This window comes from Salidesulfovibrio onnuriiensis (assembly GCF_008001235.1).
GTDB classification, from domain to species: Bacteria; Desulfobacterota; Desulfovibrionia; order Desulfovibrionales; family Desulfovibrionaceae; genus Pseudodesulfovibrio; species Pseudodesulfovibrio onnuriiensis.
On the sequence record NZ_CP040751.1, the window covers coordinates 3,307,996 to 3,320,444 of the forward strand.

General features: G+C 59.6%; 14 protein-coding genes and 1 pseudogene. 7 read left to right on the forward strand and 8 right to left on the reverse strand.

Features of this window, described 5'->3' with window-relative positions:
* Positions 1 to 3 precede the first annotated feature (3 nt).
* The 4 genes and pseudogenes from FGL65_RS15230 to FGL65_RS15245 all read left to right on the forward strand — a co-directional run bounded on the left by FGL65_RS15230 (position 4) and on the right by FGL65_RS15245 (position 2,346).
* Positions 4 to 402, forward strand: a complete 399-nt coding sequence (locus FGL65_RS15230) for a response regulator (protein ID WP_147822122.1) — start codon at positions 4 to 6, stop codon at positions 400 to 402.
* A 259-nt stretch (positions 403 to 661) separates the two neighbouring features.
* A complete protein-coding gene (locus tag FGL65_RS15235; RefSeq protein ID WP_147822123.1) occupies positions 662 to 1,099 on the forward strand; it encodes a MarR family winged helix-turn-helix transcriptional regulator in 438 nt (145 codons plus the stop codon).
* 126 nt (positions 1,100 to 1,225) lie between these two features.
* Positions 1,226 to 1,468, forward strand: a pseudogene (locus tag FGL65_RS18780) (MFS transporter); the annotation flags it as partial.
* Positions 1,469 to 1,506: 38 nt separating this feature from the next.
* Positions 1,507 to 2,346 (forward strand): MFS transporter, encoded by an 840-nt coding sequence (locus FGL65_RS15245; RefSeq protein WP_431830896.1) that lies wholly within the window; start codon positions 1,507 to 1,509, stop codon positions 2,344 to 2,346.
* 151 nt (positions 2,347 to 2,497) lie between these two features.
* Here FGL65_RS15245 and FGL65_RS15250 read toward each other — a convergent pair whose 3' ends face one another.
* Complete coding sequence (locus FGL65_RS15250) at positions 2,498 to 2,875, reverse strand: hypothetical protein (protein ID WP_147822126.1); 378 nt, start codon at positions 2,873 to 2,875, stop codon at positions 2,498 to 2,500.
* Positions 2,876 to 2,996: 121 nt separating this feature from the next.
* Here FGL65_RS15250 and FGL65_RS15255 point away from each other — a divergent pair, with 121 nt between their 5' ends.
* Positions 2,997 to 3,422, forward strand: coding sequence for a DUF3592 domain-containing protein (locus FGL65_RS15255; protein ID WP_147822127.1), 426 nt, complete (start codon positions 2,997 to 2,999; stop codon positions 3,420 to 3,422).
* Here FGL65_RS15255 and FGL65_RS15260 read toward each other — a convergent pair.
* The 3 genes from FGL65_RS15260 to FGL65_RS15270 form a co-directional block, all read right to left on the reverse strand.
* On the reverse strand, positions 3,419 to 4,237 hold the full coding sequence (locus tag FGL65_RS15260; RefSeq protein ID WP_187170619.1) for a metal ABC transporter permease: 819 nt from the start codon (positions 4,235 to 4,237) through the stop codon (positions 3,419 to 3,421). The two genes, FGL65_RS15255 and FGL65_RS15260, sit on opposite strands and share 4 nt — an antisense overlap.
* Entirely contained in the window at positions 4,237 to 5,046 is an 810-nt protein-coding gene (locus FGL65_RS15265; RefSeq protein ID WP_250645508.1) for a metal ABC transporter ATP-binding protein, read from the reverse strand. Before FGL65_RS15265 ends, FGL65_RS15260 begins: the two co-directional genes overlap by 1 nt.
* 72 nt (positions 5,047 to 5,118) lie before the next feature.
* Positions 5,119 to 6,135 carry a rhomboid family intramembrane serine protease gene (locus FGL65_RS15270; RefSeq protein WP_147822128.1) on the reverse strand — a complete coding sequence of 339 codons (1,017 nt, stop codon included), beginning with the start codon at positions 6,133 to 6,135 and terminating at the stop codon, positions 5,119 to 5,121.
* Positions 6,136 to 6,226: 91 nt separating this feature from the next.
* On the opposite strand from FGL65_RS15270, the gene nagZ reads away from it, so the two are divergent.
* A complete protein-coding gene (nagZ, locus tag FGL65_RS15275; RefSeq protein ID WP_147822129.1) occupies positions 6,227 to 7,324 on the forward strand; it encodes a beta-N-acetylhexosaminidase in 1,098 nt (365 codons plus the stop codon).
* Between the two features lie 233 nt (positions 7,325 to 7,557).
* Here nagZ and FGL65_RS15280 read toward each other — a convergent pair whose 3' ends face one another.
* The 4 genes from FGL65_RS15280 to FGL65_RS15295 all read right to left on the reverse strand — a co-directional run bounded on the left by FGL65_RS15280 (position 7,558) and on the right by FGL65_RS15295 (position 11,194).
* Positions 7,558 to 7,815: a HypC/HybG/HupF family hydrogenase formation chaperone gene (locus FGL65_RS15280; RefSeq protein ID WP_147822130.1), complete on the reverse strand. Its 258-nt coding sequence runs from the start codon at positions 7,813 to 7,815 to the stop codon at positions 7,558 to 7,560.
* Positions 7,793 to 8,344, reverse strand: coding sequence for a HyaD/HybD family hydrogenase maturation endopeptidase (locus FGL65_RS15285; protein ID WP_147822131.1), 552 nt, complete (start codon positions 8,342 to 8,344; stop codon positions 7,793 to 7,795). The genes FGL65_RS15280 and FGL65_RS15285 overlap by 23 nt, the downstream gene beginning before the upstream one ends.
* A 72-nt stretch (positions 8,345 to 8,416) precedes the next feature.
* Positions 8,417 to 10,147 (reverse strand): nickel-dependent hydrogenase large subunit, encoded by a 1,731-nt coding sequence (locus FGL65_RS15290; RefSeq protein WP_147822132.1) that lies wholly within the window; start codon positions 10,145 to 10,147, stop codon positions 8,417 to 8,419.
* Between the two features lie 57 nt (positions 10,148 to 10,204).
* Entirely contained in the window at positions 10,205 to 11,194 is a 990-nt protein-coding gene (locus tag FGL65_RS15295; protein WP_147822133.1) for a hydrogenase small subunit, read from the reverse strand.
* Positions 11,195 to 11,599: 405 nt separating this feature from the next.
* On the opposite strand from FGL65_RS15295, the gene FGL65_RS15300 reads away from it, so the two are divergent.
* Positions 11,600 to 12,349, forward strand: coding sequence for a YkgJ family cysteine cluster protein (locus FGL65_RS15300; protein WP_147822134.1), 750 nt, complete (start codon positions 11,600 to 11,602; stop codon positions 12,347 to 12,349).
* Positions 12,350 to 12,449 lie beyond the last annotated feature (100 nt).

The window sequence follows — 12,449 nt, forward strand, 5'->3', positions numbered from 1 at the left end:
AAGATGAAGACCCTGATCGTCGAAGACACGCTCATCAACCAGGAATTCCTCAAGATGATCATGGAGGACTGGGGCCAGTGCGTGGTGGTGGAAACAGGCGAAGCCGCCCTGGAAGCCTTCCGTGAGGCCCTGGAGGCCAAGGACCCCTTCGACCTCATCTTCATGGACATCATGCTGCCCGGCATGGACGGGCTCCAGGCCCTGGAAAACATCCGGGCCATCGAGGCCGAATTCGGCGTGCCCGAGCAGGAACAGACCCGAACCATCGTCACCACGGCCCTGGACGACGACGCCAACGCCTCGCGCGCCTTCATCCAGGGGCAGGCGCTCGCCTACATCACCAAGCCCATCCGCCAGGAAAAGATCGAGACCGAGCTCCGCAATTTCGGAATGATCGAATAGTTCATGGGAACGGAGAGCCCTTTAGAAACAGGGCTCCCTTGCATCCATAAAAACACGCCCCTGCCATGAGCGACCATCATGGCAGGGGTTTCTTTTTCCCGCTTCCCGAATGCCGAGACCAACGTTTTTCGAACGGGCTTTCACATGAATTCCCATACGGGATAGGCATGGAAGCAAAAGAAAACAAGATGTTAGACACCATAATCACTACCGCTTTTTTTCGTTGACAAACGTATGGTGTCCATACATTATCCAACCCATGGACTCAATCGTCGAACAATATCTGTTGCTGGTCGAAAAAATTTCAAACACGACCAAGATACACAATTCCTTTGGCACGGATGTGAATATCTACCGAAGCGAAATTCACATCATCCAGATGATCGGCGACCGGAAAGAGGTTTACATCTCCGAAATCTCAAGACTGGTCGGCGTAACCAAAGGAACGGTCTCCCAAATCGTAAAACGCTTGGAAAACAAGGGCTTGGTTGAAAAATCAACGGACGAAAGCAACAACACCCGCCAACTGGTCCACCTGACAGCAAAGGGGATGACGGCCTATCAGGCCCATGTCGACTATCACCTGAGGAACCACCGGGAAATGGAAGACTTCCTCGCTTCACTGGATGCCGAGAGCCGGGCGGTGCTCGGTAAATTCCTGACTAAGGCCACCAAAATGATCAAAGAACATCTGTAATTTTTTTACCCAAGACGTATGGACACCATACGTTTAAGAAAAGGACTAAACATGAAAGAGGAAACTCGAATCATCTGGATCGCAGCCATGATACAACTGATCAACATCATTGATTTCATGATGGTAATGCCGCTGGGACCAGACATATCCAAGATCCTGCCCGTCACCAATTCGGATATCGGCATCATCTGCGGGTGCTACACGTTGGCTGTCGGCATCTCCGGGATTGCCTGCGCAAAGTTTCTGGACCGGTTCGACAGAAAACACGTCGCTCTCGTCGCCGTGCTCGGGCTTTCCCTGGCAACATTGGGGGCGACCTTCTGCTGGAATCTGGCAACGCTGATCGGAGCAAGAGTTATGGCCGGACTGTTCGGAGGCCCGGCTGCCGCCATCGCCTTTTCCATCGTCTGCGACGCAGTGCCCCCGAACGGCGGGGAAAGGCCATGGGCATCGTCATGGGGACCTTTTCGGTGGCAGCCGTGGCGGCCATTCCCTTTGGCCTTGAACTGGCCGAAAGGGGCACTTGGTGCACACCTTTCTATGCCATATCCATCCTCGGATTCATCGTGTTCTGGTTCATTCTCCAGTTCACCCCCTCCATGAAGGAACACCTGAAGGGCGAACACCGGCCGCTCGCACTGGCCCGGCTGCTCTCGGATCGTAAATTTCTAAGGGCATTCATTATGATGGCAACGGCAATGATTTCGTCATATGCGATCATCCCGAACATTTCAGCGTACTATCAACTCAACCTCGGGTATCCCCGTTCGTCGCTCGGCTTCCTGTATCTCGTCGGCGGGGTATTCAGCCTCATCCTGATCCAGATCGGCGGCAGGGCTTCGGACAAAATCGGCCCGATACCGACCAACATCCTGGGAACCCTTCTGCTGGTGATATTCCTGTATGACGGATTCATGCACCAACCAGCGTCCTCCCTTCTGGTCGTGTTCATCATGTTCATGGGAATGGTCTGCTTCCGAAACGTGTCGGCCACGACCGAAGCCTCCAAGCTTCCGAAGCCCCACGAGCGAGCCGCCTTCATGTCCCTGTTCTCCTCCACACAACACCTCGGCAACGGAATCGGTGCCTTACTGGCATCGGCCATCCTGTCGACAGGACAGGATGGAGCCTTGGTCAACATGGAATGGGTGGGGCTCCTGTCGATAGTCATGGCGCTGTTCCAGCCACTGCTTCTGATCAAAATTCGACAAGGCAACACCACCCAAAACGAACCCGTCACTGCGTGACCCGACTGCCGACGCGCTCAAGAAAAATGCCAGGGGCCGCAAATCCGTCACGGGCCCCGTCCCCCTGCCCTCATTGATCACAATACCGGACAACAAAAAACCTCGCATGGTATTCCATGCGAGGTTTTATCCTTTCATTGCAACGGGAGGCCTAGATCTTTTCCTTGCGTACGCGAATGGCGAGCCCCTTGGACTTCAGCTTCGCGGCCACCCTTTCAGCGCGCTCCCGCGTGGGCAGGGTGGTGATGACCAGCTGCGCGGCCTCGGATTCGTCCCAGACCCAGATGTGCTCGGTGAGCATGATGCCGCACTCCTCCACCTTGTTGCGCAAGCGGTCCCGGGCCTGGTCCCGGCTCTGGAAATCATCCGGATCGAGCGGATCGCCGCAGGCAAGCACCCACCAGCCCAGCGGCTTGGCGTCCGGGTCCTCGCCAAAGCTGCGCGCCACCGCGCGTGCCGAAGTCTCGCGCACCACCGCGGTCATGCGCCGGATGCTTTCCTCTATATGTCCCAACTTGCTCTGATCCATCTTTCCCTCGCGCCGGAGCCTTGTCCGGTTCAACCATTGTATTCGCGGCAAAACAAAAAGCAACCGTTTTCAAGGGGGAAACGGCCTTGCGCAGATGCGTGTCTAGCGGTATCACTCCGGTATGACAGCAGATCAATTTCACCGCACCTCTCCGGTCCGTCCCCTGCCCGTACGCCTGTTCCGCTATGCCCTGGGCCTGGCCTTCACCGCAGGATTCGTCTGGCTGCTCACCCAGATTCCCTACGACATCTTCCGCCAGGAACGGGCCAGGGCCATGGGCGAACGCTTGGTCCACGCCACCGTGTTCGAAAAAAAGGCCGTCCCGGACCAGGACGGCACCTTGCTTGTCATCAGCTACCGCTATTACGATTTGAGCGGAGTGGAGTACATCGGCGTTGCGAACATGCCCGAGGTGCTGTGGAAGCGCCTGCAGAAAGGCTCCAAGGTGCCGGTCTATTACGCCCGCTCCAAGCCTCAGCTCTCCCGGGTCAGGTATATGATCGAGCCCGAATTCCAGAAAAGGCTCCGCGACTGGCTCAGGGACTAGCCCTCCTCCCCGTTGCCCCGGCCTGCGGGAACCAGCAGAGACAGGAAAAAGCAGACGGCGGCGACCGCGATGATGGCCGCGCCCGACGTGATGTCCAGGTAATAGGAAATCCACAGACCGCTGACGCAGAACAGCACGCTGAGCAGGCTCGAGGTCACCATCATGCCGCCCAGGGAACGGGCCCAGCGCTCGGCCATGTAGGGAGGGATGGTCAGCAGGGCGATGACCAGTATCAATCCCACCACCCGGATGATCATGACCACGCTCAGGGCGATCATGCCCATGAGCAGGAAATAGAGCAGGGTCACGGGAACGCCCCGGGCCTGGGCGAACTCCTCGTCGAAGCTCATGACCAGGAATCCCCGGTAGCAGGACAGGGTCAATCCCATGACCACGAGGGTCAGGGCCAGGATGATCCAGAGATCGCCCCTTGGCACGGCCAGGATGCTGCCGAACAGGTAGCTCATGAGGTCCACGTTGTAGCCGGGGGTGAAATCCAGAAGAATGATCCCCAGGGCCATGCCTGCGGCCCAGAGCACGCCCACCACGGTATCTGCCCGCTCCTTCCGCCGCAGCGTCACCCAGGCCATGACCATGGCGGCGGCCAGGGCAAAGACCGTGGTCACGGGCATGACAGGCAGGCCCAGGAAGAACGCCAGCCCCACCCCGCCGTAGGAGGCATGGGCAATGCCGCCGGAAATGAACACGATGCGGTTGACCACCACCAAGGTGCCGATGACCCCGCAGATGATGCTGGCCAGCACGCCGGCCATGAGCGCGTTCTGCATGAATTCCATGTGCAGTGCTTCCATGATCATTCTTCTTCGTCCTTCACGTCGCTCAGGTGATGATGCTCCAGCACGCGGTGCGGGATGTCGCCGTGGGTCACCAGCTCCACGGGGCAGCTGTTCTCGTCTCCGCCGTAGGCCATCTTGAACATGTCGCCCGTGATGACCGGGGCGTCGTGGAAATGCAGGGAATGGTTCACGCAGGCCACGGACTTGACGCTGGTGGCCACCGTGGAAATATCGTGGCTGACCATGATGATGGTCATGTCGTCGTTCAATTCCTTGAGCAGGCTGAACAGGGTGTTGCGGTGGTGCTGGTCCACGCTGGCCGTGGGCTCGTCCAGGAGCAGCAGCTCCGGGTCGGAAACCAGGGCCCGGGCAATGAACACCCGCTGCTTCTGGCCGCCGGAAAGGCCGGACACCCTGCGTTCGCGGTGGGCGAGCATGCCCACGCGGTCCAGGGCGGTTTCCGCCTTTTTCGCGGGCGCGCGCCCGGTGCGCAGCCCGGCCACGCCGGCCAGCCCTCCCTTGACCAGCCCCATGACCACGGCCTGCTCCACCGTGATGGGAAAGGAGCTGGAAACATGGGTATACTGCGGCATGTACCCGATGCGCCCTCCGGCCTGCCCCGGCGCGAGGCCGAGCACGGAGACGCTGCCCTTCTGGGGAGCCAGCAGCCCCAGCAGGATCTTGAGCAGCGTGGACTTGCCCCCGCCGTTGGGACCGAGGATGGCCATAAAATCGCCGTGCCTGACATCCATGGACACGTCCTCCAGCACGGGAGCGCCCTCATAGGCGAAACTCACATTCCGAAGGCTCACAGCAAACTCAGACACAATGCCTCCACCAAGGGTTACAATTCATCATTGCGGGACCTTAGCACATTTGCCGGTCTTTGCCAGCAGCTATCATCTTTGAGAAAAGGCCAGCCCCCAGCAAAACACGGGGAAACCGAAGGTCAGCCACAGAAGCGCCTTGCCCGGCAGCGGGCCGGGACGCCCGAACCGGGCCGCGCCCCAGCCTGCGGCTATGCCCAGCAGCACCCCGGACGCAAAGCCCAACAGGTGCGCGCCCAGGTCGGTGTTCTCGCCGCCCGAGCCGAGCATGGCCAGCAAGCCGAGACCGGCGGCCACGGGCACGAACGCGGAACGGATAAAGCGCCGCAGCCGAAAACCGAACCCCAGATCCTCCCCGGAATCCAGCCTGCCGAAAAAGGGACGGCTCCCGGCCAGCAGGCCCGCCGCACCAAACACGGCCGTGGAAAAGCCTATGGCGTCATGGGGCGGACCAAGGGCAAAGACATTGATCGTGTTGCCCAACGCGCCGGAGAGCATGACCAGGAACCAGCCCAGGCTTGCGCCGAGCCCCCTGCAGAGCAGGATAATGAAGGAACCACCGATGAGGGCGTTGCCCAGAACATGCGCGCCGTCCCCATGCAGGGTCAGGGCCGTGACCACCCGCCACCACTGGCCGTCCAGTATCCTGGCGGCATTGGCGCTGCCCAGGGAATCCCACACGGACGGATACAGGCCCAGGCCGGGATAGGCCATGGTGGTGGCCACGTGAAAGATGACCAGAAGGGCCATGGCCAGGCAGGTGAGCTGACCGCCGCCCGCCACCGGGCCGTGAAGCCGGGGCCTTGCGTTGCCCTGGCCGGGGTTCTCCTCCTGGAACAGCCGGATCTCGTCCTCTGCCCGCTGCACGAACCAGGACTGCACCCGGATGGAGGTGCCGCCCCCTTCGGCAGCCGCCCTCCGCCTGAGGCGGTACGGGATGCCGCGCGCCTCCAGCACCAGCGCCCACACCCCCACGGTGCGGTCTTCCGGCCAGGATGCCGAAGACTCGACCACCCTGGAGACCACATCGGTCCAGCCCGGACGAAACAGGCGGCGCGTAAAGGAAGGAGGCGCAAAACGTATGTGCATAAGGCCTACATTATTCGATTTTTACCGTCAGGCAAAGCGGGAAACCCGGAGGCACTTCACAACGGAGCAAAAAGCAATTACCTTCAAACCCATGAAACGCTTCATTTTCTCAATCCTGACATTTCTCGTGTGCCTTGCCCCTGCCGCCCAGGCCCAGCCGTCCCTGGACGAAATGATCGGCCAGATGCTTCTGGTGGGCTTTCGGGGCTACGACCTGGATATGGATAATCCCGTGCTGCAGGACGTCAAGGCCCTCAATGTGGGCGGCGTGATCCTTTTCAATTACGATGTGATGCAGGGCAGGCCCCAGCGCAACATCCAGAGCCCGGCCCAGGTGCGCAAGCTCATTGCCGGGATCAAGTCCCTGACCGCGTCCCCCCTGCTCGTGTCCGTGGACCAGGAAGGAGGCCGGGTGCAACGGCTGCGCAAGGAAAACGGATTCATGGAGACCCCGTCCGCCGCCGAACTGGGAGCCTCCTACGATCCCTCCCGGTCCCTGTGGGCGGGGCGCATCGTGGGCATGGTGGCTGCCGAGGCTGGTTTCAACCTGGATTTCGCGCCGTGCGTGGACGTGAACGTCAATCCCGAGAGCCCGGCCATCGGCGCCCTGGGACGCAGTTTTTCCTCCAGCCCCCGGCTGGTGGCCGCCTGTGCGCGGGAGTTCATCAACGGCCTGCACGAACAGGGCATGCTCTCCTGCATCAAGCATTTCCCAGGGCACGGCAGCGCGCGTGTGGACAGCCACCTGGGCGTCACGGACGTGACCCGCACCTGGCAGCAGCGGGAGCTGATCCCCTATGAAAGACTCATCGCCACGCACAAGCCGGACGCCATCATGACCGCGCACATCTTCAACGCCCGGCTGGACCCGAAGTACCCGGCCACCCTTTCCTCGGCGACCATCAACGGGCTGCTGCGCCGGAAGCTCGGCTGGGACGGCGTGGTCATCACCGACGACATGAACATGAAGGCCATCTCCAGCCAGTACGGCCTGGATAAATCCATCCGGCTGGCCATCCTGGCCGGGGCCGACATGCTGCTCTTCGGCAACAATCTGTCCTACGACCCGCTCATCGCCCGCAAGGCGCACGGCATCATCAAGAAGCTGGTGGAAGACGGCAAAATCACCAGGGCGCGCATCTCGGAATCCCATGCGCGCATCATGAAGATGAAAAAGAAGCTGGATTAGCCTCCGGCAGGCATCGCTGCTGTCCTTATCCGTGAGGCTCGAAGACTCACCAACGACTTAGGCAAGATGGGTTCGGATACGCGGCGCAAAAGGAAACCAGCCCGCAGCGTATTGGAAATACGTGAGGAGCTGGCTTTCTTGCAGCAACAAAGTAGACGTGCCCTTATCGGTAGCCGTCTCAATAAACGCAAAGGGCCGGGTGATAAACACCCGGCCCTTTGCGTTTCAAAAAATCACAGCATGTCCTGCCGCACCCCCGCCTCTTCCGCAAGGGCAAGCATGTCCCTCAGGATGCGCAAGGTTTCCTCGGCCTCCTGAGGATCGAGCTTGCGCAGGGCAAACCCGGCATGGACGATGATCCAGTCGCCCGGGGCGACCTCCTCGTCCAGGAGCATGATGGAGGCCTGGATGGTGGCATCGCCCTCGCCCACGCGGCCGGTGGCGATGTCTTCATTGATCTCGAGAATCTCAATCGGTACTGCGAGGCACATAAATTTTCTCCCCGGAAGGGTTATCGGCACTGCGTTCCCGGTAGGAACCGCCCATTCCCTCGATTTCCTTGAGCACGACCAGCATCACGTCGCCGATGCGCGCCTCAAGGGCCTTGGAAAGCCCGGTGGACATGGTATCGTAATCCTGCGGTTCAACCCCCACAAGCACGACCTGCTCCGCATCCGGGCACTGGCCCACCAGTTTACAGTTTGCCAGCACGTCTAGCAAGTCCGTCTGGTGCATGGAATTCTTGAAGGCCAGGCTCTTGCTCAGGTCGCCGCCCTTCAGGCGATGGATATCCCCGGGCTGGCCGTGGTTGAGAACGATATCCACGATGACCAGCGCGTCGGATTCCATAATCGGTCCCATAAGCTTGGTGCCCAGGGTGCCGCCGTCCATGAGTTCCACGTTGCCGGAAAATTCGTATTTCTGGTCGAGCGCCTCGACAACGCGCACGCCAAAACCCTCGTCGGTATACAGGATATTGCCGACGCCAAGGACAAGAATTCGTTTTTCGGTGTTCTGCATCTGGATGGAGTAAAAACGGGAACCCGGATAAGGGCTCCGGGTTCCCGTCGTTTGATCGTTGTTTCCTGCGAATTACAGGATCTTGAACTTCTGCACGTTGCCGGTCTTGTTGTCGATGACGTGCACGCCGCAGGCGATGCAGGGGTCATAGGAGTGAACGGTGCGAAGGATTTCGACCGGACGCTCGGGATCGGCGATGGGAGTGTTGTCCAGAAGCGCTTCTTCCAGCGGGCCGGGCAGGTTGTTGTCGCAACGCGGACCGATGTTCCAGGTGGAGGGAACGACCAACTGGAAGTTGTCGATCCTGCCGCCCTTGATGTCGATCCAGTGAGACAGGCCGCCGCGCGGAGCGTTGACGAAGCCGACGCCCTTGGCGCTTTCGGGCATGTCCCAGTCCTTGCAGATGTCGGTGTTGCCCTTGGCCACGTTTTCCTTGAGGTCTTCAACCCACTCAGCGGTCTTGAGCGCGATGATCAGGCACTCGATGCCGCGGGCGCCGGTGCGGCCCAGGGTGGAGAACAGGGCTTCGGGGCCCACTTCGAGTTTGCCGAGCACGAAGTTGACGTACTTGACGAACTCGGGATGGCCGAGACCGTAGTTGACCAGACAGGTGGCCAGCGGGCCCACTTCGGTGTTGTAACCGTCGTAGCGCGGGGCCTTCATCCAGCTGTAGCGGTCATGGTCGTCCAGGCTGGTGTACTGGGGCTCGGTAACACCCTTGTAGGGATGCTGGGGATCGCCCGGCTTGTACCAGCTGTGCCTGACGTGTTCTTCGATCTTGGAGGGATCGAACTTCTTCACGTCGGTGATCTTGCGGTTGAAGATGACGCCCGGCTTGATGTAGCGGGAATCCAGATCGGCTTCGCCGCCCTGTGCGGGGAATTCGCCGAAGCTCAGGAAGTGGGTGGTGCCGCCGATGGCAGCCCAGTCCTTGTAGAAGCCGGCGACGGCGATCAGATCGGGGATGTAGTAGTCGAGGATGAAGTCCTTCACTTCTTCGTACAGACCCAGGAAGTCGTTGATGTACTTGTCGGTGAGGCCTTCGTAACAGGTCACGCCGCCCATGACGGTGAACTGCGTATGCGGGTTCTTGGCGCCGTAGACGGACATCATACGGGCGGCCTTGACCTGCAGGTGCAGTGCCTTCAGGTAGTGACAGGTGGCGATCAGGTCCACTTCCGCAGGAAGCTTGTAGGCGGGATGGCCGCCGGGCTTCAGGAAGTAGGCGTTGGTGAAGATGCCCAGGCGACCGGATTCAACGATACCCTTGACGGTATCCTTGGTCTTCTGGAGATCTTCCTTGGTGGAGTAGCTGTTCGGGGTCCTGACGGTGCCGGCAACGGCCTTGGCCAGTTCGGCGGCCTTGTTCACGTCGGCGTTCAGGACATTGGCCACGTTGACCCAGTCCAGGGCGTGCAGGTGATAGAAATGCACGATGTGGTCGTGCATGAACTGCGCGGCCAGAACCAGGTTGCGGATGATGGTGGCGTTGTGGGGCATGTGCTTGTCAACGCCGACGGCATTGTCCACGCAGCGGATGGAAGCCAGGGCGTGCACGTAGGTGCAGACGCCGCAGGAACGCTGGGTGAAGTGCTGTGCATCGCGCGGGTCGCGGCCCTTGAGGATGATTTCCAGGCCGCGGAAGAGCTGAGAGCTGCTCTTCACATCTATGATCTTGCCGTCTTCGACGATCGCTTCGACGCGAAGATGGCCTTCGATACGGGTTACGGGGTCGACAACCACCGTTTCGCCTTTATCCTTGGCCCAAGTCCAGGGAGCGGCTTTAGGAGTGCAACCAGCCATGTCGTTTCCTCCTTAGTTCGTCTAAACTCGACTGTTTTCGAAACGTTGCAATGACGCCTAAATGTCGGTCAGGTCAGCGTAGAAGTCCTTGCGGCCTTCCCAGGCTTCGCCGTCCCAGAAGTTGGGTTCGGAGCAGCCGATGCAGGGATGGCCGGCCTGGACGGGCCAGTTGATCTGGTTGAACTTGACCGTGGGGCAGTTGTTGTACGTTTCAGGTCCGCGGCAGCCGAGCTTGCGCAGGCACCAGCCCTTCCTGGCTTCTTCGGAGCCGAAGGACGGAGCGAACTGATCGTTGTCAAAGAATTCCTGACGGGGACAGTTGTCGTGAACGGTCTCACCGAAGAATGCGGTGGGACGGCCGACATCGTCCAGTTCGGGAATGCCCTTGGTGAGGTAATGCACGATGGTGCCGACCAGGTTGAACGGGTTCGGCGGACAGCCGGGAACGTTCACGATCGGAGCGCCGGGCACGACTTCGGTAATGCCCTTGGCCTGGGTCGGATTCGGTGCCGCGGCCTGCACGCCGCCATAGGTGGCGCAGGTACCGTAGGCAATGGTGGCCTGTGCGCCCTTGACCACCTTGGTGGTGGTGTCGAGCATGGTGTGTCCGGAGACCTTGCCGTGTCCGCCGGGTTCGTTGTTGGTGCCGGTGACGGCGGTGGGAACCGCGCCCTCGACAACGGCAACGTAGCCCTTGGGATCGTGCATGGTTTCTTCCAGGGCCTTTTCGGCCATTTCACCTGCGGCAGCCATGATGGTTTCATGGTAGTTGAGAGAAATCACATCGAGAATCAGAGCATCGATGTAGGGCTCGACAGTACGAAGAATGGATTCGGAACAACCGGTACATTCAGCATTGTGAAGCCAGATCACGTTAGGCCTGTTGTCTGCAGTCAGGGCTTCGGCCACTTTCGGAGCGAAAGCGGGTCCCATGCCCATGACGGCGGCAACGGTTCCGCAGAACTTCATGAAATCGCGGCGAGACACACCTCGCTCTTCCAACCGTTCCACGGCACCTTTCTTGCCATGACCTACGGAAATTTTCATAGAACACCTCCGTAAAAAAGTATGAGTCTCTTGTGACGCAAATGCGTCGTTTATCCACTCATAAGGAATCGGGCATGCGCCCGCACACACCAGCCACCCATGTAACACGAAACTGAAGCCCGTGTCATTTATTGCATATCAATCTTTAAAAAGTATTATGTAACCCTTTGAAAAGATTAATAAAGATTTGAGTACCCCGCTTTTCAAACAAAATCAATAGATGCCGACAAAAAACTTTCAAAGGTGACGGCGCACTGCGCCATTCCTACCCGCCACCGTAACAAACGGGAACCATTTTGGACAAGCTTTGGGAATGACATTCATCCCGGCCGCAAAAGCATCTTTTCATCCCCGATATTCTTGCGTTATGTTTGCAACAGCAAAACACACAACCCAAAGACGACCATGCCCAAGAAACACTTCGTGCTCGAACGCGGCAGGAAAGCGCCGCTGCCCCTGATTCTGGACATCCCGGACAAGACCGTGACCATTCAGGAGGTCCTGCCCATCCTGTTCGACATTGCGGACAGGACCTTCATCCGGACCTACCAGGAACTGGAGCCCGACCGTTCCGTGACCTGCGGGCCGGGCTGCTGTCACTGCTGCCGCCAGCTGGTTCCGGCCACGGACCACGAGGCCCTCTATATGATGGACGTCATGCGCACCCTGCCCGAGGATCACAGAAAACGGGTGGAACAACGCTATGCGGAAGGCATTGAAAAGCTGCGCAACGCGGGCCTGCTGGACGGCATCCTCGACTTCCTGGACAACCGGGTGCACAAGGTGGAGGAATACAAGGCCATCCAAAAGCTTTACTGGGACCTGACCATCAACTGTCCCTTCCTGGAGGACGAGTCCTGCTCCATCCACCCGCACCGGCCCATCGCCTGTCGCCAATACAGCGTGACTTCGCCGCCCGAGCTTTGCGCTCGGGTGTTTACGGATGCAAAACTGGCCGAGATACACCACCCCGTGGACCTGGGAGGTGCGCTGGCTGGTTTCGACGGCGAAAACGCCCGGGGCACGGTCATAGTGCCCATCCTGTTTGCGCGGTTGTATGAGGAGAGACTCCGGGGCCGCGAGGAACCTCGGCTCGAAGCGGAAAGAATGGTGGCCCGTTTCATTGACCTGGCGGGCATGTATACGGAAAAATAAAAAAAGAGAGGAAGACCCCGCAAAGGTCTTCCCCGCTCCTCTCTATGAAAATGCCACTCCCTACGTCACTCTCTGGTTGCGGCAAGATTCTCCCTAAGGG

Excerpts from the sequence above, each read along its gene's own strand:
- FGL65_RS15230 (WP_147822122.1), top strand. The coding sequence starts at position 4 with ATGAAGACCCTGATCGTCGAAGACACGCTCATCAACCAGGAATTCCTC.
- FGL65_RS15235 (WP_147822123.1), top strand. The coding sequence starts at position 662 with ATGGACTCAATCGTCGAACAATATCTGTTGCTGGTCGAAAAAATTTCA.
- FGL65_RS15250 (WP_147822126.1), bottom strand. The coding sequence starts at position 2,875 with ATGGATCAGAGCAAGTTGGGACATATAGAGGAAAGCATCCGGCGCATG.
- FGL65_RS15255 (WP_147822127.1), top strand. The coding sequence starts at position 2,997 with ATGACAGCAGATCAATTTCACCGCACCTCTCCGGTCCGTCCCCTGCCC.
- FGL65_RS15270 (WP_147822128.1), bottom strand. The coding sequence starts at position 6,135 with ATGCACATACGTTTTGCGCCTCCTTCCTTTACGCGCCGCCTGTTTCGT.
- nagZ (WP_147822129.1), top strand. The coding sequence starts at position 6,227 with ATGAAACGCTTCATTTTCTCAATCCTGACATTTCTCGTGTGCCTTGCC.
- FGL65_RS15280 (WP_147822130.1), bottom strand. The coding sequence starts at position 7,815 with ATGTGCCTCGCAGTACCGATTGAGATTCTCGAGATCAATGAAGACATC.
- FGL65_RS15285 (WP_147822131.1), bottom strand. The coding sequence starts at position 8,344 with ATGCAGAACACCGAAAAACGAATTCTTGTCCTTGGCGTCGGCAATATC.
- FGL65_RS15290 (WP_147822132.1), bottom strand. The coding sequence starts at position 10,147 with ATGGCTGGTTGCACTCCTAAAGCCGCTCCCTGGACTTGGGCCAAGGAT.
- FGL65_RS15295 (WP_147822133.1), bottom strand. The coding sequence starts at position 11,194 with ATGAAAATTTCCGTAGGTCATGGCAAGAAAGGTGCCGTGGAACGGTTG.
- FGL65_RS15300 (WP_147822134.1), top strand. The coding sequence starts at position 11,600 with ATGCCCAAGAAACACTTCGTGCTCGAACGCGGCAGGAAAGCGCCGCTG.